A 25753-nucleotide genomic window follows, 5' to 3' on the forward strand; every position below is an offset into this window, starting at 1 on the left:
ACTGCCGAGCTTGGATGCAAATGAATTAAATAATCGAAGCATATTCATAGCTCCAGAATTATGTTTACCTTCAATAATTAGTGATGTTTGCTATTAATATGTGACTTGACTGGTTTTGATACTGCTACTCCATCTGTAGTAGATAAATTTCACAGTGTGATAGCGCAAATCGCCCACTGTAGGCGATCGCTTACGGCAGTACCTAACTTTTTAAGAAAAAGATTACCGAAGCTTAACTCGCTCTAAGATACAAGCCAATTATTTTGAGAGAGGACTTTAGGGAAGATGTACCATGAAAAGTCTCTCTACGATGCCAATGTTGACCTAATTAATACTGATAATCTCACTGGTTTATCTACATACATCCAATCGCGTCAAACACAGGCAGTACCAGAGCCGTCGTTGAGTATCGCGTTCCTGGCTGTTTTGGGTACCCCGCTGCTGCTCAAACGCAGGCGGCAGTCTCAATCTCTTATCGATCTGCAAAGCTAACAAGGTAAATCAATAAGGCACATAGCTGATGCAATTTGATCTCCACGCTATAATTTTCCTCCAAAACTGAGAAACTAAGGGAGTATGCAGAAATTTCAAAAAATCAACCTCACCTCACTCGTGGGGTTTTTGTTATGTCTGATGATAGGCAATACTGTCAACCCACATTCAGCGATCGCACTGAGGAATTGCCTCTTTCTAGTACAATCAATTCCGTAGAGTACGAGTTTTCAAAGCTAAATATGAAACTTATTTGTCAAGGGTGCAGTGTAATTTTACAAGTATTAGCCACAATAACTTTAGCTACTCCTGCACTTGCAGAAATCGTTAAAATTAACCTGTTGCAACTTAACGATGTCTACGAAATTACTCCTGTGGAGGGGGGAACTCGTGGCGGTTTAGCGCGTGTCGCTACCCTACGACAACAGCTTTACAAGGACAACCCCCGCACTTACACTCTGTTAGCCGGAGATGCCTTTAGCCCTTCGGCTTTAGGAACTGCCAAAATTAACGGTATACCTCTGGCTGGTCAGCAAATGGTAGCTGTGATGAATGCCTTGGGGTTTGACTATGCAACTTTTGGCAATCACGAATTTGACATCTCCGAAAACCTCTTCTATCAAAGATTGCAAGAATCTCGGTTTCGCTGGGTTTCCAGTAATGTATCTGATAGCACAGGACAACCCTTCAAAGGTGTTCCCCGCTCAATAGTATTCAATGTCAAAGGCGATCGCGGTGCTGTGGTTAGGGTCGGATTAATTGGTGTTACCCTTGATAGTAATCAGCCTAAGTATGTCAGTTACACCGATCCAATTGCAACAGCCAAACAGCAGGTTAGTAAACTCAAGGGTAAAGTTGATATTGTAGTTGCGATTACCCATCTATCAATTGAAGATGACCGCAAACTAGCCGAAACTGTACCGGAAATTGATATCATTCTTGGTGGTCATGAGCATGAAAATATCCAGCAATGGCGGGGTCGAGATTTTACACCGATTTTTAAAGCAGATGCTAATGCACGTACAGTTTACGTTCACCAATTGAGTTACGATACAGTAAAGAAAAACCTCCAAATTAACTCGCGCTTAGTACCAGTAACCGAGAAAATTCCCGAAAACCCCAAAGTTGCAAAGATAGTTAAGGAATGGCTAGAACTAGGTTATCAGGCATTTCGCGCCAATGGTTTTGAGCCAAATCAAGTAATTGGCAAACTAACATCTGCTTTAGATGGTTTAGAATCTAGCGTCCGCAACCAATCTACAAAGCTTACAGAGTTAATTGCCCAGGCGATGTTGCAGGAAGTACCTGACGCAGATTTAGCTGTATTTAATGGCGGTTCAATTCGGATTGATGATGTCATTCCAGCAGGCCCAATTACCCAATATGACGTGATTCGGATACTGCCTTTCGGCGGTAAAGTTGTTGCAGTAGAAATAAATGGTGCGCTTTTGCAAAGAGTATTAAATCAAGGGCAAGCCAATAAAGGCACTGGTGGTTATCTGCAAACAGCCAAAGTTAGTCAGGAAGCAAATTCCAGAAATTGGTTGATTCAAGGCCAACTCCTTGACCCCAAACGCACTTACAAAATTGCTATGAATGACTTTTTAATCAGTGGTAAAGAAAAAGGATTAGACTTCTTAAATCTTCAACAACCAGGGATTAAACTGATTGCCGAAAAACGAGATATTCGTTTTGTGATGATTGACCAATTAAAGCGTTAAGCAACCGCTAGTCAGACTCTGAAAATTTAACCCAATTATCCATAATTTTTTATTATGATGCATCGGCCTAATTGCCTACATGCCCATAGTCCAAATACAAGCGAGGAAAAGCGAAAAGGAGCGATCGCACTTTCTTGCCCAAGCTAGGTATCGCACCTCAACAAATGGGAACCCTGGTAATAGTTGCGTTTCTTGCCGTCATGAAATTACTGAACTTCCTCAAACCCAAACCAGCCCAGCCAACTATTCTATGCTACGGACAACAAAGCTGCGGCGTTGAGCAACAGCAAATTCAATCGCTGATGGAATGGCTATTTTCTAGTTTAATGGCGGCTGAATATTTGGGTAAATCTCATATTATCTGGTACGACGACGCTAACCCAGACCCCAGCCTGGAGCAGATGATGAAGAAAGCTATGCGCTCCTGTGAACCAGTTTTTCTCTACCGTTGCGGTGGTAGGGTGTCGTCGCCGCCTACTGGGTATTACTGGCGGATGATGGACGAGTACCCATCAATGCGGATTTATCAGTTAGAGCTTAAGGATGGAGAGTGATAAGGTTTTTAGTTCTGGCCCAAGTGGGAGCGATGTCTACGACGGGCTGTTTGGTGTCGCTTAGGGTTTCCTCTAAGAATTAAGAGCGATATCTACGATAAGCTCCGCTAACGCCGGACTGCGGGCGCTTCCGCCATATGATAAACTAACTGCTGTCGAATGCTTATTTTGTAGCAGGTGGGGTGTCAACTCGCTCGTTTAGTTCTTGAAGTTGTTGGTTTAATTCTCTTTGTCGTTTGAGCAAAATTTCCAAATCTTGCTTCGTTGCTAAATCCGCCCTGTTAGCGGGAATAACTTGATTTAGCTGATTTAGGCACGTATTCAAACCAGCAGCAAATTCATAGCGCGTAACTGGGCGCGAACCTCGATATGTGCCATCAGGATACCCAGATAGGCAACCTGCCTGGGGAACTGTGTTGCGCCCGTCGCTTGTTGTTTGTGACAAAGTTTTTGATGGATAGAAAATAATTGTTGCTAGTGCCAAGGTAGTCGTGGTGGCGAATGGAAGCAAGCCAGCAATTGAGGACATCTTAAACATTGAGCGCAGCTACAAGCCATTTACTCCTTCACCTTATCAAATTAATATTCGGCTTTCAAACTTAGCTTAATTCTTAAAGTAGATGAGAACAATCATTAAAAATGCATATACTGCAATTATCAAGCAATGAATAAACGAAGCTCCTGGTTTTAGACCAACTAGGAGCTTTTTTTATTTATTATCCATTTCAGTTATGAGGTATATCACCAGAAGTAACAGCATTCATCCTCAAGGCTATTAATAATTGGTTCTGTTGATAGATTGAATGTCAATGTTTGGATTGCTATTGTGTATTTGTCATTAAAAAACGTTTATCAAATTAAAACAATGAATATTCTTGCTTGGATTGTTTTAGGTCTAATTGCTGGTGCTATTGCAAAGGCTATCTACCCTGGTCATCAAGGCGGCGGAATCTTAGGAACAATCTTATTAGGAATTATCGGTGCTTTTGTTGGTGGTAGTTTGGGTGTATTCTTCAGTACAGGAACCTTGGCTCTAGCGGCTCCAACTCTCAGCTTAACCGGGGTTGTAATAGCAGTTCTTGGTGCAATGGTTGCTGTTTTCTTGTGGAACTTGCTAAATCGTCGCAGTGCTGTGTAATCAATTAAATTGGAATTAATTAATAGTAAAGATCAGGGAATTCATTTCGCTATATTTTCTCCCTGAATTTAATTAAAACAGTAGCGCTTACCTAACTATAGGTAAGCGCTATTATTATTATTTTGATAAATCGATGGCCACTTTTTGGCTTGATATTCAAAGAGGAAAAGTTGCACCCCTGGAGCGACACCGAGCAGCCCCTTAAAGTAGACATGAGCTTTACCTACGCATCCTACCAACAAAGTAAATCCCCACTTTCCATCACTCTATGATTTTACTGAGTACCTTTGAGTCAAAGAAATAAGCATTATGAGATTTTCCGAGTAACTGATTCAACCAGGATACTCTCAAAGAAAGTGGCATAAATTCTATTTTGCTTCTATTCTCACCATTAGAGATAGGAACTTTAGAACATAACCAATCTTGATCTGAATAGAAATCGCTCCAGGTTTCTATAAACTCATTCTGTAGACATTTATCAATTTCTTGTTGCAGCCATACAGATTTGTATGTCAATGCTTCTAGCGGGCTACCTAAAGTAATATAGTGAATTTTTTTGAGTTCATCAGGTTGGTAATCAGCCAAGGTATCAGTTGCTATTAAGGTTCCTACACTATGAGCCAATACTTTAACTTTGGTATAGCTGGCTTCATTTAGAACATCATTAATAACAGTATTTAATCGTTGTCGAATTCTATCTCTAATTCCACCCAAACCTTTTTCAGTTTCATCTTGAATATAACGTTTGAGAAAATGTACTAAATCGATAATCAAATTGACTGACCCAGGCAATAGATTTAGTAAGATACTCACAATAATCCAAACTGACCAGCCTCCAAAACTTTTACCAATCTCTCCCAAATTTTTTGCCCATCCTTCTGGAATTTTTGTTCCTAAAATGTTTGGATCTGAGCCTATAGCAGTTAATAACATCACAACAATGCCATAGTACCAAGCCAACATTAATACTAAAAAAAGATTAATTTGTATTAAAAATATTTTTGATTTGCTGGCAATAGTAAAAAACTTTGGTAGCCAAAAAAGAAATAAATCAAATCCTAAAATTAATTGTTTTTTTTGAGATTCTTTGGTCAAACTATCAGCTAAATCTGTCCAATATACTTCATATACATCTATAGTTTTTTTATGTTTTTTATCAATATAATAAATGAATCTCTTGCCACTTTGACCAGCAATTTTGATATCTTCTGAATCAAGAGTAATTTTTTTTCCTTCTAAACGGCTTGTCAGTCCAATTCCTAGATAATGTTCAATATAGTAATTTTGCGTATTTGCATCAAATCCAGGAATAAAAATAATAGCTTGTTTTTCGTTTTCCATAGCTTGGCTTATTGCATCTGAGCAGATAAAAAATAGGGAGCTATCTTGCTTGGCATAAAAACCTTCAATTGACTCGAACTAAGTCATAAGCAATTCCCATTTATTTTAAAAGTCATTGGGGGTGTACCGCTCTTGTTGTGGGAATGAATATAATATAGCTTCATTGTTCCTCCATCAGCCAATGTTTACTATTCTTAGGCATAAAGTTCTGCCAACTCAAAAAACTTAGCGAAATTTTGAATTTAGGTTTGATATTGCTTCCATTTCTCAGGTCAACTCACTGATTCCTATTTCTGCACATGGTTAATTCGTCATTGGTTGTGCTTGGCTATATTCAAAGAGGAAAAAGCTGGGTGTATAACTGGTACTATGCCTAAGATTACAGAGTGCGATCACTCTCTATGTGAAGTTGGTCATCAAAAGCTTGAAATGACCAAATTCCGTTAATACACAAGATAGTATTTTTGTGAGCGTGCGTAAGTTCTAGTTATTTATCAGGAATTAGGTACTACCCGAATGAATATAAATATATGTGTATTCATTAGAGTTACCGACTATGAGCGTGCAAGAACCTCTAAATGGCTGGAACATAAAGCGTAAGCTACTAATAGTGCTAGCTATTGCTGGAGTTATTGCAGTTCTTCCTGTATTGTACCGAGTGAATTGGGTTGGATTCGGTGCCGACTCTAATAAATCAGTAACTATAGAAGAGGTAATTAATCCTAGAGATGGAAAAATTGTTAAACTTACAAAAACTACTGAGCATTTTCAATCAGGTAAAACACTTTGGGACTGGTTAGGGCTGGCTGGTACACTTGCGATTCCAATTGTGTTGTACCAATTTCAGCGTAGTGAAAAACAACAAGTTGATATTACTTCTCGTGAAGAAGCGATGCTGGCTTACTTCAAACATATTTCAGAACTACTTATAGACAAAGAACTAAAACTGTTAATTACTAAAAAACAAGAAGATACGAATTTCAAAGACCCTAAACTAAATGCATTACTAGACGCAGCGCGCGCGTGTACTTTATCAATACTACCTACGCAGGCTAGATAAAGACGGAGAACGCAAAGGACGCATCATTCGATTTCTAAGTGACGTAGGATTGATAGGTGAGTTGAATTTAGAACAGGCTGAATTGACTAATGCCAACTTAAATAATGTTAAACTCAAAGGTGCTAAATTAGGTTACGCAAAATTAAGTAACGCTAACTTAAGTCTTACCGACCCACGCATTATAAAAAGAATCAAGAACGCATTACCAACATTATCAGGTTGTGTTGATACTGGAGTTCTGCTATATTGCGCTGACTTACAAAATGCCGACTTGAGCGGACGCTTTTTGCCTAGTGCTTGCTTCAAAAGTGCTATTCTTAAAAATGCCATTCTTAAAAATACTGACTTAAGCAATGCCGACCTTAGCAATGCTGATCTGCGTAACACCGATTTAACAGATGCAAACTTAAATGGTACTGATTTAACTGGTGCCGACTTGACAGGTGCTATCTTACCAGATGGTAACAAGTATGAATTGAGACAACAGCTTAAACAATTTGGAGTTGGTAACTGTTAAAAGTAAATCAAAATTACTCCTCGGTCAGTAATGCAGTTTCAATACTTCTTAAAGGAAAAGTTGCACTCAGTCGAGCGATCGCCGTTGGGGGGATTAAACTGATGTTATACCAAAAATTCCAGACTGCATAGGTTTTTTGAACCGTAGGAATCGCTATTCTCTATAATTTTTATAGTACATAAATACTATAGAAGCTCACCCTATGACTGATACCCCCCAATTCGGTATTGCTACCTTTCCTATGTTGTAAACATCTGAACACCTAGTATGATTTATCAGAGATTCCGCGTTGTTTAGCTTTACCAGTTTCAACTAAATGTATGCATAAGCTAAAGGTATATTCTCTGACATTAATACTTTCAGTATTAATATTTCCCAGTCGTGCTGTTGCTTTTGCTCCGTCACTTTCAACACAAGTTAAGGAAGTAGCACAGTGGTTCACGGGTTTTTTTGATAATGCTCAACAGGTAGCTTCTAACCCTACTGCTCCACTCATCACCATGTCTAACTGTAGTGTGCAACTAGACGATGACAACTTATTCTCTAATTCACAAAATGTCTATCTAGAACAGCAAAGTACTGTTTTCGAGCGTATCAGGTTTTATTCTTTTAGTGAGGGTAATTCTGTAGTAAATCTCAGTATTCGTAGCTTTGTCAACAGTGATATTTTAGGTGGGTTATGTAATCAACCAGAACAACAGCGAATCATTAACATTAGCAATACAGCTTTTTAACCTCTGTTTATACAATCAAAGCTATATTGTGATCGCCAAGCTTTACTGAATTTCTGTAACTTTAACAGAAACAATTGTAGTTTGTTAGAACAAATAAATTAGTAACAAATGAAGAAGTCTCAGTTTTTCAGGGCTATTCTACCTATTGCTGTACCAGCAGCAATATTTTTCACTCTGCTTAATTATCTACAAAAGCCACTAACTGCCCAAACCTCAAGTGTTCATCTAAGAATGGGCAATCCCAGTGGTGCTAACACTAGTTTCAGTAATCTTTTGTTGAGCAAATCTCAATATGCGGTTTCTTATAACTGCTTTAGAGGAACCCCAAATTGGGTAAGTTGGCAATTGAACACATCATGGCTAGGAAGCGCACCTCGCCAAGATGATTTTCGTGCAGATACTACATTACCTTCAGGCTGCTACCGAGTCACTTCTTCCGATTACACTGGTAGCGGTTTTGATAGGGGACACATGACTGCTTCAGCAGATAGGACAAACACAGTTACCAATAACTCTGCTACTTTCTTAATGACGAATATAATTCCTCAATCACCTGATAATAATCAGGGTCCTTGGGCGGCGCTAGAAAACTATTCTAGAGATTTAGTAAACCAGGGGAAAGAACTTTATATTATTTCCGGTTCCTATGGTACTGGTGGAACTGGGTCTAATGGAACAAAAAACACAATTGCTAATGGTAACGTTACAGTTCCGGCCAGAACTTGGAAAGTTATTGTAGTATTAGATTCATCAAATTCGACTGCTAGCAACGTCACTACTAACACAAGAGTAATTGCTGTCAATATGCCAAATACACAAGGTATCAGAAATGTGGATTGGAGAAACTACAGAGTCAGTGTTGATTCTATCGAAACGAACACTGGTTACAATTTGCTCTCTAATGTCTCTACATCTGTTCAAAGTACAATTGAAGCTAGAGTTGACAATTTGTAAGAATAGTTAGCTCACTTAAAACTTAAAGCCTGTCTGTATTTAGGGACAGGCTGATGATTTCTGGGTTAGGTTTCTACAACTTTTGTGGAAATTCCGGCTAAATCTTTATCTGGAGTTTTACCAACAATATAGACATCGATACTTATCGTGCCTATGCGATAAACATGAATATCAATCAGATTATCTTTTAATGTTTTGACAAGTGAGTGATATTTTTGTACATTTTGTTTTTGTATTTCATCATGCCATTCTTTTTCCTCAGCACAGTTACGAAATAAATAATCTAGTTCTACTTCTTCAACTGAGGTTTCTGGGGAATGTCCTGTTAACTGAAGAAGTTTTTGAGCGGTCATTGGTTCTTGAGCTTGATTAGACCACAAAAAAACTTCAAAGGGATATTCTGACTCACTCATCATTAGCAAACTATCAGAGGCTTGCTTGAGCTTTTCAGTAATTTCATTAGTCATAGAATAGAATTGATTTATATACAATATTTTTAATTTAGCATCATTAGTTTTATCAGCAGTATGGTGCTACTTTTGGGTTCGCTGGTTGGCATCATCCTGTCTTTGGTGCAACCATAAGTCATTTGCAATGCAACAGGCGATATCTACGATCAGCTCCGCTAACGCCGGACTGTGATCGCTCCCCTCTGAAGCTCAAGTTTCCTCGCTTGTAAATAGCGATACCTAACGCCGGCAAGCAACGCTTTGGCTCTACAATCAGTTCATTGCTATCAAAACTGATATCAAATGGCTGACGACAAGACCCCACCAAGCGAAATGATTCGCGTGCCTACTGCCTTAATTCCAGTAGTACGCCAACTATCCAAACTGCACAGAGAGGGGCATACAATTGCCTTGCTGCAAGGCTTAGAGGAATTGATATCCAAGTTTGATAGCAATATTGATATCGATGTTGCCCCAAGTAGTAAATCGGTTTTGCAGTTGGAGAAGAAGCTGGAAAGCAAGCTCGACACAATGACCAAAAAGCTGGAACTCATCGAACGGGCTATTTCATCAAATAGATACAACAGTCAACCCAAACAAAAAAGACAAGCTAACCCATACCAGCAAACCCAAGTTGAACTGCTTGCATTGCCCCCTGAAAATCTAGCACCGCGACTAGGTTTAAGTCCGTCGAGCCTCGCACCGGAACGAGAAAAACTCACTACCAAAGAATTTATCAGTTGGACTCGTAACCGCGACCCCAGAGGCATAGGTTGGGAATGGAATGCAAAAGACGGACTTTACCATCCAGTGAAATAAACGATTTGGCGCAACCTTTGGCTAATTAATTGTGTTTAAAGCTATGAGGCACAGTGCCGCTTCGTACTGCCTTATCGCTTCAAGCATCTTCATGCGGCTTACCCAGGTAATACCCGCATAATCACTGCGCTGTCGTAGAATATAAAAGCTTCCTGAAACTGCACTTCCAGGAAGCTATATATTTATCATCGTGTAACCCTAAAGACCAGATGGATGTTACCAATATTGAAATTAGCTCCGTAGAGATTCACTCTCCCCAACTAGGAAAAGTTGTATCGCCAAATACCTCACAGCAAGTAACTCCAGAATTAGTATCGGAGGTAATTCGGCAATATTATTACCGCACGCCTGCGGTGGGTAATGATGAGGAATTAATTTTAGCTTGGGCAGGTAGTCAAAACCGCGAACAAACTAAGCGAAAATACTACCGATTTGGTCAAAAATTGCTTGATTGGGTACGGAATCAAGGTATACCTGATTTAAGATTAATCCAGCTACCATTGTTACTGGAGTTTGTTGCTAGTTGGGGTGAGGTTTCCCCTTATACTAAATCTAACCAAGTACTAATGCTGCGATCGCTGTGGAGTTACGGTTCGGCTGAGAATTGTGGCTATTTCTTGCGGAATATTGCAAGTAGTATAAATTACGATAATTTTAGTGATTTACCTAAATCTGAGCGATATCTAGAAGATTGGGAGATGACGAAGCTAGCTGATGCTGCCAAACAGTTAGGGGGGCAGCATTGGTTGGTGTTCTCTCTACTTTTTTATAGTGGGATGCGGGTTGGTGAAGTTGGTCGGGTGACGGTTCCAGGTGATGTACCTTTTAAACCGAGAGAAGATTATCCGGGGTTATATTGGCATAATTTCCAGTGGTATCCCGACCCGACACCAGAGGATAGAAATCGGGGATACTATACGATTAAGTTCCGAGGCAAAGGTGGCAAGTACCGCGAGATTGGGTTAGACCATGAGACTTCGCTCGTTTTCAAGAAGTATCGGGGGATGGCCAGTGATAAGATGCCCGTGTTCCCGAACATGTCACCTGACCCAGCAAAAAGGGGGTTGCCGTTGAGCGATCGGGCAATTAAAAGATTGATTCAAGATATATCTGAAACGGCGAAGGTGAAGTTTTCGTGTCACTGGTTACGGCATTCTCATGCAACGAGGGCGGTGGAGAGTAAACTGCTTTTTCAGGTGCAAGACCAGTTGGGACACAGCAAGAGCGATACTACCAAGGGGTATGTAAGAGTGAAGAAGGATGCGGGGACGGGTACAGTGTTGCCGAGGTTTTGATTGGTTGATAATTCCATAAACGGCTGACTGATAGCAGCGCTTTGTATTTGCCAGATGATGATGAGTGATGTGGTGATTAGTTCTGGAGGAAAATATGAAAGTTTCATTTGAAAAAACTTACCCAAATATTGCTCGTTGGGTAGATGAGCATGAAGGCTGGATTGAAATTGGTTATGACGTAGATAGTCCTCTCAATTCTTTTATACGCGCACTCGATTGTGGTGGAATGCTTTGGCAAGGAAAAGAAAGTTATGAAAGTTTGGATGCAGCACTGCAAGATTTAAATGTGGGGCTAGAAGCTGTATTAAAAGATATTTATGGCTAGTAGCGATGCCTGCGGCGGGCGGAGCCATCCCCTATATGTATGAATGAATTTGGTTAAGCTTTCGTACTGCTAGAAAGCATTACAATTCTCAAAGCTTTAGTTTAATTAGACTGATGACGTTTACCCATTCTCTATATCCAGATAATTGGTCGGAAATTGCCACTTCAGTTAAGCAACAAGCCCAGTGGCGTTGTCAAAAGTGCGGGTTACACTGCATACCCCCTGGTGAAAAAACATCACATCTAACACGTTCAAAACGCAGAGTGTACACGCTACAGGTACATCATTGGGACAGAAATCCAGCAAATAACCATAGAGGCAACCTTATAGCTCTTTGCAGTGCTTGTCACCTTTTATACCATAGGGTTGGGAAATCAAATGTTTCACCGGGGCAGCTATCTTTGTGGTGAATAAGTATGGATGATGATACTCAAGAACTAATCGCAATTCAGCAAGAACTCTCAGGAATCAGCGATCGCCTGAGAAAGATTTTTCCTTCAACTCATCCCCAATTTGACAGCGTGTTTGAAGACGTGGGTGCGGCTGGATATTATCTTCGTGAGGCTGGTTATCGTCTGGAATCAGTTCTCCAAACCGTGCAAGATGATAGCGGCGTTCGAGCGTCTGAAGAAACTGAAATTGAGTAAAGCTTCAAAAAACTCCCACCCTATAACCCCTCAACTCCCCTTACCTATCCACTCCCAGCCTAAGACTGACATCACTGGAGGGATAAGTGAGGAATTGCCAATTGTATCTATTGGGCGCAGTAAAAGAATCTTAATTTTAACTATTACTCTTGTCTAAAACCCAAGGTTGATTTTGTTGAATCAACTGGTTAATTACTTCTGGTTTTATCGGACTGTAATAGCAAAATATGACAGCATTATGTATTGTTGCAGTTTCGCACGAATGCATATTGTCAGGAGCTACTAAAACCATTTTTTGAGGTACAAACACCTCGTAGCTAACCAGCTTCCATTCATGTTCCGGGTTGTTTTTGTAACCAGCAGTCCAGACTATAGGCTCAATCTCAGCAATTGCATCATTGACTCCACAACAAACCTCCATTCCACCCGTAAGTTCATATCCTGGTGCATTAAAGCTAGGAAAAGTCAGGATGGATGTTAATAGCGTGTCGCCTCTTAGCTCGTTGAACTGTTGTAATTCTTGCAAGTTCATCTGTTATCTCCAAAACTTGTTTGTTCTCCAGGGAAAATACACCAGTATCCACCACCAACAGCAATGTGATGTCTCTTGAGTGTTTTACCTAACTTTTTACCAATCTTGTAACAGTCGGTGACAGTATTAGCCCAGTGAGCATCTCCTAGTTTTGCTGCTTCTATTCCAGAAATAGCTGAACTCTGCAAAGGCTTCGCTGTACCAACCAATCTCTCAGAATTGTTAATCTCTCCATTTGCATCTGCTGCATAATGCTTTCCGTCCCCAGATTGCCAGACATAGTAAACAGTGCCACCTATAATAGCAACTCCAACAAGCACACATCCTACCCCAGCCGTGCCTGCACAAAAAGCGGCGGGTGCAAGTACCGCAGGATTCGCGTTAACTGGGCCTTTATATAAACTAGTCCCAGATAGAACAAGGCTTGTTGTTATGGCAATAACTTGACGAAAATTCATCTTTGACTTGGATTTAAATATATCTTATGTACTCTTGCATCCTATCAAATATGGGCAAAATTGTACCGTATTTGACCCAAATACGGGATAGAGTATTTGAATAAACCTTTTTTGTGCCAATTCTGGGGCAGATTTGGCACAATAGCAGCGCTTAGGTAGCAATATGGATGCAGTAGAGATATTTCCCAGAAAGGACGAAATGCCCAGAAAGGATGAAAGGTTAGCTATCCCCGGTTTGGGGGAATATTACAATGATGTGCTGACTGTGGACGCATGGGTAAACGGTCGTACTAAGGTTGTGCAAGCTCAATCCCTGCTATGTGCCAAGCTTCAGGAGCGGGATAAGTTAATCAAAGAGCGGGTGGAGTATCTAGCCAAAAAGCGGGGTATTACCTTTGATGAAATGTGGGAGCAAATTCTTAATAACACTGCTCAAAAAATAGTCCCTGGTGAGGGTGAAGGGCTAGAGTATAAGCCGGGGGATGAGGGCTAGTTCATGGAAGGGGAAAACTTTAGACCAGATTGGGAAGCGATCGCCCAGACTCTCAATTAACAATTTTCTTAGAGGATGCATGGCGATCGCTCTTTGGGAGTGCGATCGCTCTCATGTCCCTCATTTATCGCATCAATTCAAAGTTTCCTCTAAGAAAAAGAATCTCTTTGAGTATTTGCACTTTTGAGTACGCAAAAAACCAAAATTAGCCTCCACCTTCAAGGCATTGGTGCTGCGATGCTCATCCCCTAGAAGTGTGTAGTAGACAAATACATACTACAATTGTATTATTAAAATTAGTCTTGATTACAAATACTACAAAATTCGATGATACGCCAATTTTCCTCAACCATTAGTAGCGCAATGCATTGCCGACCCAGCAAGGGTTTAGGCAGAGTATTCGCGCTGCTTGCGTTTGAGGGAATGTATCTGTTCGACGGCGATAAATCTGCAAGTGAAGGTATTTTGGGAGTACTTGCCGGATGGCTGAATCTAGATCAACTTATCCAAAGCGGGAGGTGCAAATGTCTTACAGCACCAACATAGGGCAAAAAGTATCAACTACCTGACCCCCGCTCCTGAATCTCAGAGGCGGGGGTTATTTTTTGAGGAGTGAATCAGTGATGCAAGCTCAACCACACATATTACAAAATTCGGTGGTGGTGTTCTCTAAGAACTACCTACCACTGGCACGTATCAACATTAAACGAGCAATCGTGCTGTTAGTCACAGGTCAGGCAGAATCGTTGAATTTTGGCACTACAAAGCAGTGGGAAGTCCGCTCACCCAGCGTTGTACTACAAGTTCCCGAACATATTCGCTTGACCGTTGGTAATCCCGAACGCCATTGGAAAGTACCACCTGTAAATCGGCGTGAGGTACTCAAGCGTGATAGCCACACCTGCCAATACTGCGGCAGCAGCAAGCGTCTGACGCTTGACCATGTAATCCCCCGCTCAAAAGGTGGGCAGCACAGTTGGGACAACGTTGTAACTGCGTGTGAGAAGTGTAATTCAACTAAGAGCGATCGCCTACCTCATGAAGCTGGAATGGTTCTCAAAAGTAAGCCTAAAGCCCCAATTCACCCAGCAGTAGCATTTGCCGAACAGTTTTGGAACGCACAACGCTTAAGTGAGAACGAGTAATTAACTTCAAACCTAGTCAGAGAAGGCAATAAGCTCGATTACGTAACACTGCCCTCTCAGTTATTTCAAAAAGTTTGTAGTATGCCCTTGACATCTTGTAACACACTATGTAGTATATATGTAGTGATGCACTACAGCCTCTCAAAAAGGCATAGCGCAAACACTTCTGAACCATGAAAACTTAATAGGATGCCACATTTGGGGGTGTAGCTCAGTTGGTTAAGAGTGCCTGTCTGTCGAACAGGAAGCCGCGAGTTCAAGTCTCGTCATCCCCGTGTAGCCTTGTGGACAAATAGACAAGTCGCTGTGCCTCTCAAGCACCGAGAAGCGGGTGCAACTCCCGTCAAGGCTTCCAAATGAGGATGTAGCTCAGTCGGAAAGAGCGCTTGTTTCCGAGGCAAGTGGTCACAGGTTCGATTCCTGTCGTCCTCGTAGTATGTCCAGGTCGCCTAATGGTAGGGTGTTGGTCTGCAAAACCGATTGTGCGAGTTCGACTCTTGCTGGGGCAGCCATTTATTGGGAAGTAGGCAAATAGGCAAAGCCGTCGCACTTTGAATGCGAAGTTTGAGGGTTCGATTCCTTCCTTCCCAGCCTATACTCCTGTAGCCCAACTGGAAGAGGCGGCTGTCTCAAAAACAGTCTGTGTACGGGTTCAACTCCCGTCAGGAGTACCAACGGGATGTGGCGCAACTTGGTAGCGCGGCAGCTTTGGGAGCTGAAGGTTGTAGGTTCAAATCCTACCATTCCGATCATTTGCCCTTGTGACGAAACTGGCAAACGTGCTGGTCTTAGAAACCAGATTTTGTGGGTTCGACTCCCACCAAGGGTACTGGGCAATTGCCCAACCATGCTCCCGTGGCGAAATCGGTAAACGCTTCCGTTTGAGGGACGGAATTTTTACAGGTTCAACTCCTGTCGGGAGTACCAAATTGGGTCGTTGGCAGAGCGGATATGCAGCCGCCTTTTAAGCGGACTTATCCAGGTTCAACCCCTGGGCGACCCACCAACAATAGGGCGTTTGGCAGAACGGTTATGCTCCTGACTCTTAATCAGGCTAACACAGGTTCAACCCCTGTAGCGCCCACCAAATTTTGCCCCTGTAACCCAAGTGGAAGAGGTGCCAAACTTAAAATTTGGAAGTTGCTGGTGCAAATCCAGTCAGGGGTATTGGTGAATATGCGGGCATGGAGCAACGGTGGCTCGTGGGGCTGCATAACCTGAACATTGGCAGGTTCAACTCCTGCCCCTGTCACCAAAATTAGTGCTGGTGTAGCTCAATTGGCAGAGCAACTGACTTGTAATCAGTAGGTTGCAGGTTCAACTCCTGTCACCAGCTTCAATGCGATTGTGGTGTAATGGCAGCATTTGAGTCTTCCAAACTCTAGGTACGAGTTCAAATCTCGTCGATCGCTTTCTTAGCCCTGTAACTCAGTTGGGAGAGTGCCTCTCTTACAAAGAGGAAGTCGCGGGTTCAATCCCTGCCGGGGCTACCAATTTATGGGAGTGTCGCCTAATGGATGGGCATCGATCTTCTAAATCGACCAATGTAGGTTCGACCCCTACCACTCCTGCTCATGGGTCTGTAGCTTAACTGGGAAAGCGTCTGCCTTGCAAGTAGAAAGATGTCGGTTCAAATCCGACCAGTATCCACTCTTGGTATCTGAAGCCAAAGCGGTCGCGGCGCTGGTTTGTGGAACCAGTCATTAGGGAGTTCAAGTCTCCTCAGATACCCCTTGTTTATATGGAAGATGCTGCTCAAGGGAGGGCAACTAGTTTTGAAAACTAGAGCAGGGTAACACCTGGGGGTTCAATTCCTCCATCTTCCGCCTTCCACCTGAAGCCGAAAAGTGAGGCGCTGTGCTGATAACACAGATTATTGAGGGGCAGTACCTCCCAGATGGATTTTTCATAAGGATTTTGAGAAGCAGTGCAAGCCATACATAGACGCGCAGTGGCTTGCTTGCCAACAAGCATCGCCACATTCAGCTTTTACTGGACTGCGATAGCTACGCTCGCCGCAGGCATCGCCTTCAAGCCACATACTCAAAAGCTCAAATATCTAAAAACTTAACTTTTCAACTTTTTGAATATCTGAAATTTCAGGTACGCAAATTTAGCCATTGCTCTAGTAAATCTTGAACAAGTTCGCTAAACTCCCGCTTTTCGCCATTCTGACTGGACTTTAACAGTTCAATTTTGACTGCTGTGTGAGTATTTCTTTTAATGTAAGCCGTTACTTGCTCATAGTCAGGGTTAGAGCGTTTGGCTTTGGGTCGTCCCCGTTTTGGCGGTTCGCTTTGCAATTGAGCAACTGGCTTTCGTTGTACCTTTTCAGGTTGTTGAACTTCTGGCAAGTGAATTTCTGTATCCTGGCTTTGATTTTCTGGCTCCGGTTCAGGTTCACGACCCTTTGCTGCATCCAAAATACCTTTGAACTTGCTCACTTGATCACCTCCTGACCGATGCTTTGATAATCTCGCCAAGCAATTTTGGCGCGTGGGTCAGGAATTTTGTTAACTGGTACACCAGCTAACGCGGCTTTTTGAAAGGCAACTGCATCACGGACACTACCCTTAAATAGAGGTAATCCAGCCTCAGTTAACATTGCCCTTGCTTCTTCTCCATCTCGCCGGGGCTTAGGTGGAACGCGAGTAATAAGAATGCGGAATTTATCAGCACCTAACGAATTGAGAGTAGTAACAGTTTGCATCAGGGCATCAAGCGATAAGGCATCCGGGGTGGTGGGCAGCACAAGTAAATCACATCCTTCCACCAGTGCTTCTAAATCTTCCTGTTGTGGTCTTGCTTGGGTGTCAATGATAATGTGCTGGTAATTTTTCGCATACTTTGCAGCTTGCCGCTCATCAATCACTTTGAAAGGCAGAGCGCCACGTTTTGACCAACCGCTAGCAGAACGGTTTGGGTCGCCGTCAATAAGAAGTGTCTCCCCAAAGGCTTGTAAGTAAGTAGCTAGGTGGACTGCTGTTGTGGTTTTCCCCACCCCTCCCTTGAAGGATGCAACTGTGATGATCATGGTAATATCTTAAATATTTATTGAGTTTTTCAAATGCTGAAAACTTGAATTGTTAAATATCTAAGTTTTTGCGTACTCAAAAACTTAGTCTGCGAATGTTATTACTGTACCAGTTCTGCTCAGGCTTTTAAATACTTACATATTTAAGGATTTGAATATTTGAGTACGCGAAAATCCAAAAATCTGGAAACAGTGCATTGATGCCGAAATTTTAGTGGTACGGTTACATAAAAGATTTAGGTAACGCAAATACTTAAATATTCAATTAAAAGTCAGTTGATTGACAAAGCGATCGCTCCTTCTAGCTTGCCTATGGAAGGCTCCGCGAAAGCGCTTGTCTTCTACAGAGTCCTGTTTACAGGTGCAAGCGCTTGTATACGGTTGCATACTTTTGATTACGCCTGTATGCAGTAGGATATTGTATCCCTTTCCGTTTACGGAGAAGGATTTTAATGGATACTGTATCAAATTTGTCTCTATAGCGCTGTATAGTAGTCAAAGGGGGGCTTGTCAACTTCCCCCAAATCAGCCACAGAAGTAGGATGACGTAATCATCAATATGTAAGCGCGTAGTTTACCGCCGTAGGCATCGCTTCTTATTCTTAAAGGATAGAGGCGATCGCAGCCTACCGGATCGACCTAGACAATACTACATAACTTAGACAACTTAGACAACGACGCTACAAGGTCTACAACGAGCTACACGCCCTTTAAGCCTTCCAAACTACACATCAAAATCCCTACCCAAGTGCTGTAAATGTCTTTCTAGGGCAGGGAAATGTCGGAGGGTTGGAAGTGTTGGGGAAATCTTCGGGTTAAAGGGGCTAAATGAGCAATCGTACAGAAAGTTACGCTAAGGCTGTAACCTCTACTGGATAAGCATTCTGCAAATCAATATTTTTCGCAATTCTCGATGTACCAAATAACCTATAGATTATTTGGTGCAACGATTTAATACGGCTCATCTTGGGGTAAAGACAAGATACGCGCAAAATTTATCACTATGTAAAGTTTTTGTAACAAATTTATCGCTATCGCCTTTGTCTATATGAGAGAAAAGTCTGCCTAGTTTGGCTTTCAGCCTAGTGAACACTTCGAGCTTATCTGTCCCAACTTAGAAAATATTGCCGAAAACAGAAGCTGAAGGGTCTTGTCAAGGAAGGCTCAAACCTTATTCTTCCGCTCAGTTGCGCTCAGAACATTGCCTAAAATAAGCCAAACTAGGCAATGTTTGAATGTTTTCAAGACATCAATACATGGCTACTTTACACAACTTTACATCGTGATAAATTTTGCGCGTATCTTGTCTTTACCCCAAAGACAGTCTGTTGCGTTGCCAACGATAAGAGAACTTGAAATTTGACGTGACCGTGTTTTGTCTGAACTGAAGTTAGGTAAGCAAGCTACTGGGTATAAAACTGCTCAGAAGGTTCTCAATCGTTTCATTGCTGAACTAATCGGTTCAGTTTAGCTGCTTAGGGAATTCGCAAACGGTATCCGTATCTCGGCGGCCACCCAGCTTAATATACGATGATGTAAGTCCATTAGAGCGTATATAAAACCTTTAAGTTTTTCTAAAAAAAGTATCAATATTTTTTTGAGTATTTAAAATTTTTATATATTACTAGAGTAGTAAGCTTATTGAACAAATAAGCATTTTTTAACATGAAATAATTTTCACTTTTGATAAAGATGCAAAGGAGATAAAATGTTTAACAACTTCTCGTTATGTAGAGCGACGAATTATTTGACCATAACGACAAATTATTTGTCACCAATCTAAATCCTTCTGCATCGCTTATCCAAGCGATTTCTACAACTTCATATCAGAAATCCTAAAAATTAGATGCCCTAACAGTAAAGCTTACAGGCATGAAGAACTTGACTTATAATTTGTCGCTGCGGTCAAATAATTCGTCGCTCTACAACTAATCTCTCCTTTCAAGAAAAATGGTTAAAAAAATTGTATTCTCGACAATATCTCTTCTACTCTTGGGAGTTGGTTTAACAACCAATTTAGTAAAAGCAGACCCCATTACTGTTGGTGCAGTTATAACTGTCGCCCAAGTCAACGCTCCTATCGGTTCCACAGAAGGAGCAAGTGACGCATCGGTTTATTATCCACTCAATGAACAACTTGAAAGTTTTTTCGTTGGCAATGACGGGGCGGTTAATCTACTGTATAAAGCCAATAACGCTGAATGGCAAGCTCCGGTAAAGCTTACTGCTCCTAAGTTTGCGCCACCGAGGGGAAACATCACAGCGGTGTATTATCCTCTCAACGATCAACTTGAGGTATTTGCTGTTGGTAACGATGGTGCTGTGAACGTGATTTGGAAGGAAAAAAACGGTCCGTGGAATGCACCCGCACCGATCAGCTCACCTAAGTTTGCGCCACCGGGGGCAAATATTACAGCGGTGTATTATCCTCTTAACGATCAACTTGAGGTATTTGCTGTTGGTAACAATGGTGCTGTGAACGTGATTTGGAAGGAAAATAATGGTCCGTGGAAGGTACCCGGACCGATCAGCTTACCTAAGTTTGCGCCACCGGGGGCAGGTATCACAGCCGCGTATTATCCTCTAAACGATCAACTTGAGGTATTTGCTGTTGGTAACAATGGTGCTGTGAACGTGATTTGGAAGGAAAACAATGGTCCGTGGAAGGTACCCGGACCGATCAGCTCACCTAACTTTGCGCCACCGGGGGCAAATATCACAGCCGCGTATTATCCTCTCAACGATCAACTTGAGGTATTTGCTGTTGGTAACAATGGTGCTGTGAACGTGATTTGGAAGGAAAACAATGGTCCGTGGAAGGTACCCGGACCGATCAGCTCACCTAACTTTGCGCCACCGGGGGCAAATATCACAGCCGCGTATTATCCTCTCAACGATCAACTTGAGGTATTTGCTGTTGGTAACAATGGTGCTGTGAACGTGATTTGGAAGGAAAACAATGGTCCGTGGAAGGTACCCGGACCGATCAGCTCACCTAACTTTGCGCTACCAGGGGGAAGCTAGCAGCATATTATCCAATCAATCAGCAGTTGGAAATATAGACTACTGTGCAAAGACTGTAATAAAACTTTCTCGGTCTAAATAGGAGCGGGGTCAAATGAGCAATGATACCGAAAGTTACGCTAAGGACTTGATGAGCCACTTTCATACTGCGATCGCTAGAAATAAAACTGTACCAATTAAAGTCTCTGAAATTTAGAAGCTTCAAAGCCTTGTTGTGCCGTATTAAATTGTTGCACCAAATAGCCTATAGGTTAATTGGTACATCGAGAATTGCGAAAAATATCGATTTGTAGAATGCTTATCCAGTATGGATTACAGCCTTAGCGTAACTTTCTGTACGATTGCTTATTTAGCCCCTTAAACAGCGTTTTTACGTTTTTTTTCTTTTCATACGGAAAGAACTACAGTTTTTAAGGTGGACGCGGTTTATTTAAGCTTCCTGCTGTATCTTTTGAAACTCTTCAATTGCTTTGATATGAGCTTCATTTACCTTTATATGCTCGGTTATTGCTTCTGAATACAACTCTGTTGAAGGATCTTCTGTTAGTCTGTCCACCAAATCTTGAAATTGCTGCGCGTGTTCGTGCATGGTTTCTGCAAACGCTTTGATACGTTCTTTTTCTTCCGGCTCTATTTGGTCATTTGTTTCTAAACTCTTAGCCAACTCTTGTATCTTTTTACTATGCTCAATTGATTGTTGAGCGTGTTTCTGTGCTTGCTCTATAGTCGGCTTTGAAACTTCATGCATAATGTTAATCCCAACTATCTCTTTCAAAGGACTATAAAATAGAAGCCATCTCGCCTATTGTAACAATTAGTGAAAAACCCCTTACCTGTCGGCACGGGGTCGGGGTCGGGGTCGATGATTTATTTTCTGAGGTCGTTTTCAAGGGTGGCACGTCGTGACGATCGAAAACTAACTACTGATTGTGTCGATATCGCTTAACTCACCACTAATTACGGTCAAATCGTTGTAGGCTGTGGATCACAGGGTCTACAGTCTAACGATGAAAATCAATCGGCACGGACGCGCTAAGGTTCTCACACAGTCAGAGATACAGCGAATTTTCAGCGATGGCTTGGACAATAACCGCGATGCCTGCGGCGGGCGTAGCCATCGCGCTTTGTTCGGTGTCTGCCTGTTTAGTGCTTGCCGTATCCGTGAATGCTGTACCCTGTTCACCCAAGACATTTACACACCAAAGGGCAATGTCAGACCCCGGCTGGTTATTAGAAAGTCCAACACGAAGGGGAAGCTGGCTACTAGGTCAATCCCAGTGATTGAAGACTTGCGGCGGTTACTGGTTGAATACTACCCACTGGCCGGAGAGATTTATTTGTTCCCCGGTCGCAGTGATGGACACATCAGCGAAGACTCAGCCGCTAGGATTTTGAGAGGAGCTTGCAAACAAGCTGGGATAATTGGCGTATCGACCCATAGTTTTCGGCGTAGCGCATTAAGTCAAATGTCAAATGCTGGAATACCCTTGAGAGTAATCCAGGAAATCTCAGGGCATCGGAATTTGGAGCAGTTACAGAGATATTTAGAAGTGACTGACGAGCAGGTGTTGGGTGCGGCGGCGAGTTTGGCTATGCTATCGCCAGTTGGGAAAGATACCGATAAATATGAACTTCAGAACAACGTGCAACTTACAAAAATGACCAAAGACTATTGAAAATTAAGTGATTTCGATTCAAAAGCGGGTGTTTTAATACTATATGTAGATGTAAATGTAAAAGCAACGTGAAAAAACTAAGTAAATCGGCGTTAAAAAACTAAGCTATGTAACAATATGTAAAATCAGCGAATAGCTTATAAATTTGCCATTCCACAGTTTTTACTCAACTAAACATACATGGGTTTTATCGTGCCGACTTACTTAAGCCTAGATTTGTACTAAGAAGATTCTTATATGGATAACGACAATCAAATAGACAAGAACAATTTTATCTACCAGCGCTATCGATATCTTGGTAAGTACACGCCTCAAAATTTTTTATTCAATGCCAATCTTCAAGAATTTTCTGAACGTGTCTGTCATCTCTCTAATCTACAGACTTCGGGAAAGATTTCTTCACAGAAGTGCTATGAGGAAATTGAGTTACTCTGGCAGCAGTTAACAGAGAGCTTTAAGACGCTAATAATTGATGAGTTTGACGAGTAAACGTTGAGATCGGCTGCTAGCTTGGCTATGCTGTCTCCGGTTGGGCTGGATGTCGGGAAATGGAGATATGACGACATTGGGGTTAAATCGGCACACAGTAGGGATTAAGACCGTATTAGGCATCACCGTGGTCGGGTAGGCGAACTTATTGACAAAAGATAGAGTTAGGGTACAGCCCTGACTGCCCATAATAGTGATTATCATTATTTATGCGGAGATGTTCTATTTTTTGTCAGTCCCTAATTTTGGGGTAGTAGGTAAATCAGTTATCAGTTATCAGTGGAAAGTCACGGTTTCAACTAACTAATAACTGATAATATTTCATGTTCTTTGGTTGCTTGTCACTCCGTTTTGGGCAAACTATGCTTGCAAGATAAAATCTGATGCTGTAAGAGTTGGCGCACCAGTTAAAGTTGCAAATAGACCACCACTGCCGAAACTAGACGTACTGCCATTCTGGTTGTAGAATAACTGTCCGCTCACCGGATCGTAAACAATTTTTGCCGTGCTAATCCTCGCTAAATTAGTGATTTGAAAATCATTCTGATTACTCAAACCTGTTCCCGCAGCAGAAGTAATTGCACTAAAGGTAGTCTTATCTAGTACAATCTTGTCACCTTCAGAAGCGTTGAAATCAGCGATCGCATCAATACCAACAACAGTGGTACTAAAGTCAGCATTGCTGTTGTAAAGGAAAAAGTCAGCACCTACACCACCGATGAGAATATCATTGTCTCTGCCACCCACAAGACTATCATTGCCGAATCCACCGATGAGAATATCATCGCCTGACCCGCCTCGCAATAGGTCATCGCCACTATTACCATTAATGATATCGTTACCCCCTTGAGCATTAATTACATCATTGGAGTTGTCAAAACCCGCGACGTTATTGTTAAGGTCATTGAGGAAGGTGACGGTGCTTTTGTTAAAGAGATTAGTTTGAGTGGAGTTGGCATTGAAGACATCAAAACTGTCAGTTGAAGTTCTTTGTCCATCAAACAGGATATTACCAATAGCTGGTCGTGAACCATCTGCTGGTAAGTTATCTAGGTTTTCTAATTGGAAGTTTTGCAGGGTAACTTTCGTAGAAGCCGCATCCAAAAAGGTGAGTTCTAAGTTATTACCATTTTGAGTTAATTGCAGATTTCGTGCAATTAAACCCGAACCGATAAATTGCAAGGTGTCCAGTTGGGTAATCACTGCTGCTGATGGATTTAAACCAATACCAGTACCAGCAAAATCGGTGATGGTATCGTTGCCCCCATTGCCAGAAATGGTATCGTTGCCCCCATTGCCAGAAATGGTATCGTTGCCCCCATTGCCAGAGATGGTATCGTTGTCCTCATTGCCAGTGATGTTAGCGACAAGAGGTTTATTAGTAGGTGTAGGAGATGCAAAACCAAAGACCACGTAGCTCTCCCCTGCACGATCGTTACCGTTGGGGTCGGCACTTGATGCCCCGATAATCAGGTCATCGAAGCCGTCGCCATTGATGTCCCCCGCACCGCTAACAGAACTGCCTGAAGAGTCACCCTCGTCAATGCCGTTAATCGCAAAGCCGTCGCTGCCATTGAGGGAAGAGAGGTTGAAGCTAGCTCCAAAGCTACTGCTGCTGCCAAACACCACATAGCTCTCCCCTGCACGATCGTTACCGTTGGGATTGGCACTTGGCGCCCCAATAATTAAGTCATCGAAGCCGTCGCCATTGATGTCCCCCGCACCGCTAACAGAACTGCCTGACACGTTAATCACAAAGCCGTTGCTGCCATTGAGGGACGAGAGGTTGAGTTGGGCACTAAAGCCACTATTGCTGCCAAAGACCACGTAGCTCCCTCCACCCCCGATAATTAGGTCATCGAAGCCGTCGCGGTTGATGTCCCCCGCACTGCTGACAGAACTGCCTGAAGAGTCACCCTCGTCAATGCCGTTAATCACAAAGCCGTTGCTGCCATTGAGGGACGAGAGGTTGAGTTGGGCATCAAAGCCACTGCTGTTGCCAAAGACCACGTAGCTCTGCCCAGAAAAATCGCCGTTGGGGTCGGCACTTGGTGCCCCGATAATCAGGTCATCGAAGCCGTCGCCGTTGATGTCCCCCGCACTGCTGACAGAATCGCCTGAAGAGTCACCCTCGTCAATGCCGTTAATCACAAAGCCGTTGCTGCCATTGAGGGACGAGAGGTTGAAGCTAGCTCCAAAGCCACTGCTATTGCCAAAGACCACGTAGCTCTTCCCTGCCGCATCTTGACCGTTGGGGTTGGCAAATTTTGCCCCGATAATTAGGTCATCGAAGCCGTCGCCGTTGATGTCCCCCGCACTGCTGACAGAATCGCCTGAGAAGTCAAATGCATCAACGCCGTTAATCACAAAGCCGTTGCTGCCATTGAGGGACGAGAGGTTGAAGCTAGCTCCAAAGTCACTGCTGCTGCCAAAAACCACGTAGCTCTGCCCTGCCGCATATTGATCGTTGGTGTTGGCATTATATGCCCCGATAATCAGGTCATCGAAGCCGTCGTCGTTGATGTCCCCCGCACTGCTGACAGAAGTGCTTGCGAAGTCAAATGCATTAATCCCGTTAATCACAAAGCCGTTGCTGCCATTGAGGGACGAGAGGTTGAGGCTTGCACCAAAGCCACTGCTGCTGCCAAAAACCACGTAGTTCTCCCCTGCACTAATTTGACCGTTGGGGTCGGCAGAGAATGCCGCGATAATTAGGTCATCGAAGCCGTCGTCATTGATGTCCCCTGCACTGCTGACAGAACTGCCTGATAAGTCACCCTCGTCAATGCCGTTAATCACAAAACCGTTGCTGCCGTTAAGCTCAGATAGATTTAAAACTGCATTAGCCATTGTTGT

Annotated in this window: 26 protein-coding genes and 17 tRNA genes; 34 read left to right on the top strand and 9 right to left on the bottom strand. The window is 42.5% G+C overall.

What is annotated here, in order from left to right; genetic code table 11:
- The first annotated feature begins 626 nt into the window (after positions 1-626).
- Both H6G26_RS16735 and H6G26_RS16740 read left to right on the top strand, forming a co-directional pair.
- On the top strand, positions 627-2213 hold the full coding sequence (locus tag H6G26_RS16735; RefSeq protein WP_242053759.1) for a bifunctional metallophosphatase/5'-nucleotidase: 1587 nt from the start codon (positions 627-629) through the stop codon (positions 2211-2213).
- A gap of 134 nt (positions 2214-2347) precedes the next feature.
- Positions 2348-2767 carry a hypothetical protein gene (locus H6G26_RS16740; protein WP_242053761.1) on the top strand — a complete coding sequence of 140 codons (420 nt, stop codon included), beginning with the start codon at positions 2348-2350 and terminating at the stop codon, positions 2765-2767.
- A 163-nt stretch (positions 2768-2930) separates the two neighbouring features.
- On the opposite strand, the gene H6G26_RS16745 is transcribed toward H6G26_RS16740, so the two are convergent.
- Positions 2931-3296: an S-layer homology domain-containing protein gene (locus tag H6G26_RS16745; protein ID WP_190730331.1), complete on the bottom strand. Its 366-nt coding sequence runs from the start codon at positions 3294-3296 to the stop codon at positions 2931-2933.
- Between the two features lie 336 nt (positions 3297-3632).
- On the opposite strand from H6G26_RS16745, the gene H6G26_RS16750 reads away from it, so the two are divergent.
- Positions 3633-3905: a GlsB/YeaQ/YmgE family stress response membrane protein gene (locus H6G26_RS16750; RefSeq protein WP_190730332.1), complete on the top strand. Its 273-nt coding sequence runs from the start codon at positions 3633-3635 to the stop codon at positions 3903-3905.
- Positions 3906-4166: 261 nt separating this feature from the next.
- On the opposite strand, the gene H6G26_RS16755 is transcribed toward H6G26_RS16750, so the two are convergent.
- Positions 4167-5246, bottom strand: a complete 1080-nt coding sequence (locus H6G26_RS16755) for a hypothetical protein (RefSeq protein ID WP_190730333.1) — start codon at positions 5244-5246, stop codon at positions 4167-4169.
- A gap of 556 nt (positions 5247-5802) precedes the next feature.
- On the opposite strand from H6G26_RS16755, the gene H6G26_RS42630 reads away from it, so the two are divergent.
- From H6G26_RS42630 to H6G26_RS16770, 4 genes are all read left to right on the top strand, one after another.
- Positions 5803-6306: a hypothetical protein gene (locus tag H6G26_RS42630; RefSeq protein WP_242053763.1), complete on the top strand. Its 504-nt coding sequence runs from the start codon at positions 5803-5805 to the stop codon at positions 6304-6306.
- Between the two features lie 61 nt (positions 6307-6367).
- Complete coding sequence (locus H6G26_RS42635; protein WP_242053764.1) at positions 6368-6823, top strand: pentapeptide repeat-containing protein; 456 nt, start codon at positions 6368-6370, stop codon at positions 6821-6823.
- A gap of 320 nt (positions 6824-7143) precedes the next feature.
- Complete coding sequence (locus H6G26_RS16765) at positions 7144-7557, top strand: CpcT/CpeT family chromophore lyase (RefSeq protein WP_190730334.1); 414 nt, start codon at positions 7144-7146, stop codon at positions 7555-7557.
- 108 nt (positions 7558-7665) lie between these two features.
- Entirely contained in the window at positions 7666-8511 is an 846-nt protein-coding gene (locus tag H6G26_RS16770) for a DNA/RNA non-specific endonuclease (protein WP_190730335.1), read from the top strand.
- A 65-nt stretch (positions 8512-8576) separates the two neighbouring features.
- On the opposite strand, the gene H6G26_RS16775 is transcribed toward H6G26_RS16770, so the two are convergent.
- A complete protein-coding gene (locus tag H6G26_RS16775) occupies positions 8577-8978 on the bottom strand; it encodes a nuclease A inhibitor family protein (protein ID WP_190730336.1) in 402 nt (133 codons plus the stop codon).
- Between the two features lie 285 nt (positions 8979-9263).
- On the opposite strand from H6G26_RS16775, the gene H6G26_RS16780 reads away from it, so the two are divergent.
- The 4 genes from H6G26_RS16780 to H6G26_RS16795 all read left to right on the top strand — a co-directional run bounded on the left by H6G26_RS16780 (position 9264) and on the right by H6G26_RS16795 (position 12046).
- A complete protein-coding gene (locus tag H6G26_RS16780; protein ID WP_190730337.1) occupies positions 9264-9779 on the top strand; it encodes a hypothetical protein in 516 nt (171 codons plus the stop codon).
- A 209-nt stretch (positions 9780-9988) separates the two neighbouring features.
- Complete coding sequence (locus tag H6G26_RS16785) at positions 9989-11074, top strand: site-specific integrase (protein ID WP_190730338.1); 1086 nt, start codon at positions 9989-9991, stop codon at positions 11072-11074.
- Between the two features lie 94 nt (positions 11075-11168).
- Positions 11169-11399 carry a hypothetical protein gene (locus tag H6G26_RS16790; RefSeq protein ID WP_190730339.1) on the top strand — a complete coding sequence of 77 codons (231 nt, stop codon included), beginning with the start codon at positions 11169-11171 and terminating at the stop codon, positions 11397-11399.
- Between the two features lie 416 nt (positions 11400-11815).
- The gene (locus tag H6G26_RS16795; protein WP_190730340.1) at positions 11816-12046 is read left to right on the top strand and encodes a hypothetical protein; all 231 of its coding nucleotides are present in this window, start codon (positions 11816-11818) and stop codon (positions 12044-12046) included.
- A gap of 136 nt (positions 12047-12182) precedes the next feature.
- Here the strand turns inward: H6G26_RS16795 and H6G26_RS16800 are convergent, their stop codons facing one another.
- Positions 12183-12578, bottom strand: coding sequence for a hypothetical protein (locus H6G26_RS16800; protein ID WP_190730341.1), 396 nt, complete (start codon positions 12576-12578; stop codon positions 12183-12185).
- Positions 12575-13036 (bottom strand): hypothetical protein, encoded by a 462-nt coding sequence (locus H6G26_RS16805; RefSeq protein ID WP_190730342.1) that lies wholly within the window; start codon positions 13034-13036, stop codon positions 12575-12577. Before H6G26_RS16805 ends, H6G26_RS16800 begins: the two co-directional genes overlap by 4 nt.
- Positions 13037-13199: 163 nt before the next feature.
- On the opposite strand from H6G26_RS16805, the gene H6G26_RS16810 reads away from it, so the two are divergent.
- The 20 genes from H6G26_RS16810 (at position 13200) to H6G26_RS16905 (ending at position 16500) form a co-directional block, all read left to right on the top strand.
- Positions 13200-13529 (top strand): hypothetical protein, encoded by a 330-nt coding sequence (locus tag H6G26_RS16810; RefSeq protein ID WP_190730343.1) that lies wholly within the window; start codon positions 13200-13202, stop codon positions 13527-13529.
- Positions 13519-13716, top strand: coding sequence for a hypothetical protein (locus H6G26_RS16815; protein WP_190730344.1), 198 nt, complete (start codon positions 13519-13521; stop codon positions 13714-13716). The genes H6G26_RS16810 and H6G26_RS16815 overlap by 11 nt, the downstream gene beginning before the upstream one ends.
- A gap of 436 nt (positions 13717-14152) precedes the next feature.
- A complete protein-coding gene (locus tag H6G26_RS16820; protein WP_190730345.1) occupies positions 14153-14674 on the top strand; it encodes an HNH endonuclease in 522 nt (173 codons plus the stop codon).
- A 200-nt stretch (positions 14675-14874) separates the two neighbouring features.
- A tRNA-Asp gene (locus tag H6G26_RS16825) sits at positions 14875-14949 on the top strand.
- Positions 14950-14952: 3 nt separating this feature from the next.
- Positions 14953-15029: transfer RNA gene (locus H6G26_RS16830), tRNA-Glu, on the top strand.
- A gap of 3 nt (positions 15030-15032) precedes the next feature.
- Positions 15033-15106, top strand: a tRNA-Arg gene (locus tag H6G26_RS16835).
- An 85-nt stretch (positions 15107-15191) separates the two neighbouring features.
- Positions 15192-15265, top strand: a tRNA-Gln gene (locus H6G26_RS16840).
- Positions 15266-15270: 5 nt separating this feature from the next.
- Positions 15271-15348: transfer RNA gene (locus H6G26_RS16845), tRNA-Leu, on the top strand.
- 1 nt (position 15349) lies between these two features.
- Positions 15350-15423 (top strand) — tRNA-Pro (locus tag H6G26_RS16850).
- Between the two features lie 6 nt (positions 15424-15429).
- Positions 15430-15503: transfer RNA gene (locus tag H6G26_RS16855), tRNA-Leu, on the top strand.
- 20 nt (positions 15504-15523) lie between these two features.
- Positions 15524-15601, top strand: a tRNA-Leu gene (locus H6G26_RS16860).
- Positions 15602-15605: 4 nt separating this feature from the next.
- Positions 15606-15680 (top strand) — tRNA-Lys (locus H6G26_RS16865).
- A gap of 6 nt (positions 15681-15686) precedes the next feature.
- Positions 15687-15761, top strand: a tRNA-Lys gene (locus tag H6G26_RS16870).
- A gap of 6 nt (positions 15762-15767) precedes the next feature.
- Positions 15768-15841, top strand: a tRNA-Leu gene (locus H6G26_RS16875).
- Positions 15842-15937: 96 nt separating this feature from the next.
- A tRNA-Thr gene (locus H6G26_RS16880) sits at positions 15938-16010 on the top strand.
- Between the two features lie 5 nt (positions 16011-16015).
- Positions 16016-16086: transfer RNA gene (locus H6G26_RS16885), tRNA-Gly, on the top strand.
- Positions 16087-16091: 5 nt separating this feature from the next.
- Positions 16092-16167 (top strand) — tRNA-Val (locus tag H6G26_RS16890).
- A gap of 6 nt (positions 16168-16173) precedes the next feature.
- Positions 16174-16245: transfer RNA gene (locus H6G26_RS16895), tRNA-Arg, on the top strand.
- Positions 16246-16250: 5 nt separating this feature from the next.
- Positions 16251-16324 (top strand) — tRNA-Ala (locus H6G26_RS16900).
- 93 nt (positions 16325-16417) lie between these two features.
- Positions 16418-16500: transfer RNA gene (locus H6G26_RS16905), tRNA-Ser, on the top strand.
- A gap of 273 nt (positions 16501-16773) precedes the next feature.
- Here the strand turns inward: H6G26_RS16905 and H6G26_RS16910 are convergent.
- Complete coding sequence (locus tag H6G26_RS16910) at positions 16774-17118, bottom strand: hypothetical protein (RefSeq protein ID WP_190730346.1); 345 nt, start codon at positions 17116-17118, stop codon at positions 16774-16776.
- A complete protein-coding gene (locus tag H6G26_RS16915; RefSeq protein WP_190730347.1) occupies positions 17115-17708 on the bottom strand; it encodes a ParA family protein in 594 nt (197 codons plus the stop codon). Before H6G26_RS16915 ends, H6G26_RS16910 begins: the two co-directional genes overlap by 4 nt.
- Positions 17709-19658: 1950 nt before the next feature.
- Here H6G26_RS16915 and H6G26_RS16920 point away from each other — a divergent pair.
- Complete coding sequence (locus H6G26_RS16920; RefSeq protein WP_190730348.1) at positions 19659-20732, top strand: hypothetical protein; 1074 nt, start codon at positions 19659-19661, stop codon at positions 20730-20732.
- A 430-nt stretch (positions 20733-21162) separates the two neighbouring features.
- Here the strand turns inward: H6G26_RS16920 and H6G26_RS16925 are convergent, their stop codons facing one another.
- Positions 21163-21480 (bottom strand): hypothetical protein, encoded by a 318-nt coding sequence (locus tag H6G26_RS16925; RefSeq protein WP_190730349.1) that lies wholly within the window; start codon positions 21478-21480, stop codon positions 21163-21165.
- 259 nt (positions 21481-21739) lie between these two features.
- Here H6G26_RS16925 and H6G26_RS16930 point away from each other — a divergent pair, with 259 nt between their 5' ends.
- Positions 21740-22408, top strand: a complete 669-nt coding sequence (locus H6G26_RS16930) for a site-specific integrase (RefSeq protein ID WP_190730350.1) — start codon at positions 21740-21742, stop codon at positions 22406-22408.
- Positions 22409-22645: 237 nt separating this feature from the next.
- Positions 22646-22897, top strand: coding sequence for a hypothetical protein (locus H6G26_RS16935; protein WP_190730351.1), 252 nt, complete (start codon positions 22646-22648; stop codon positions 22895-22897).
- A gap of 360 nt (positions 22898-23257) precedes the next feature.
- Here H6G26_RS16935 and H6G26_RS43820 read toward each other — a convergent pair whose 3' ends face one another.
- Positions 23258-25747 carry an FG-GAP repeat protein gene (locus H6G26_RS43820; RefSeq protein WP_190730352.1) on the bottom strand — a complete coding sequence of 830 codons (2490 nt, stop codon included), beginning with the start codon at positions 25745-25747 and terminating at the stop codon, positions 23258-23260.
- Between the last annotated feature and the right edge of the window lie 6 nt (positions 25748-25753).

The organism is Nostoc sp. FACHB-888 (assembly GCF_014696655.1).
In the GTDB taxonomy this organism is placed as follows: domain Bacteria; phylum Cyanobacteriota; class Cyanobacteriia; order Cyanobacteriales; family Nostocaceae; genus Nostoc.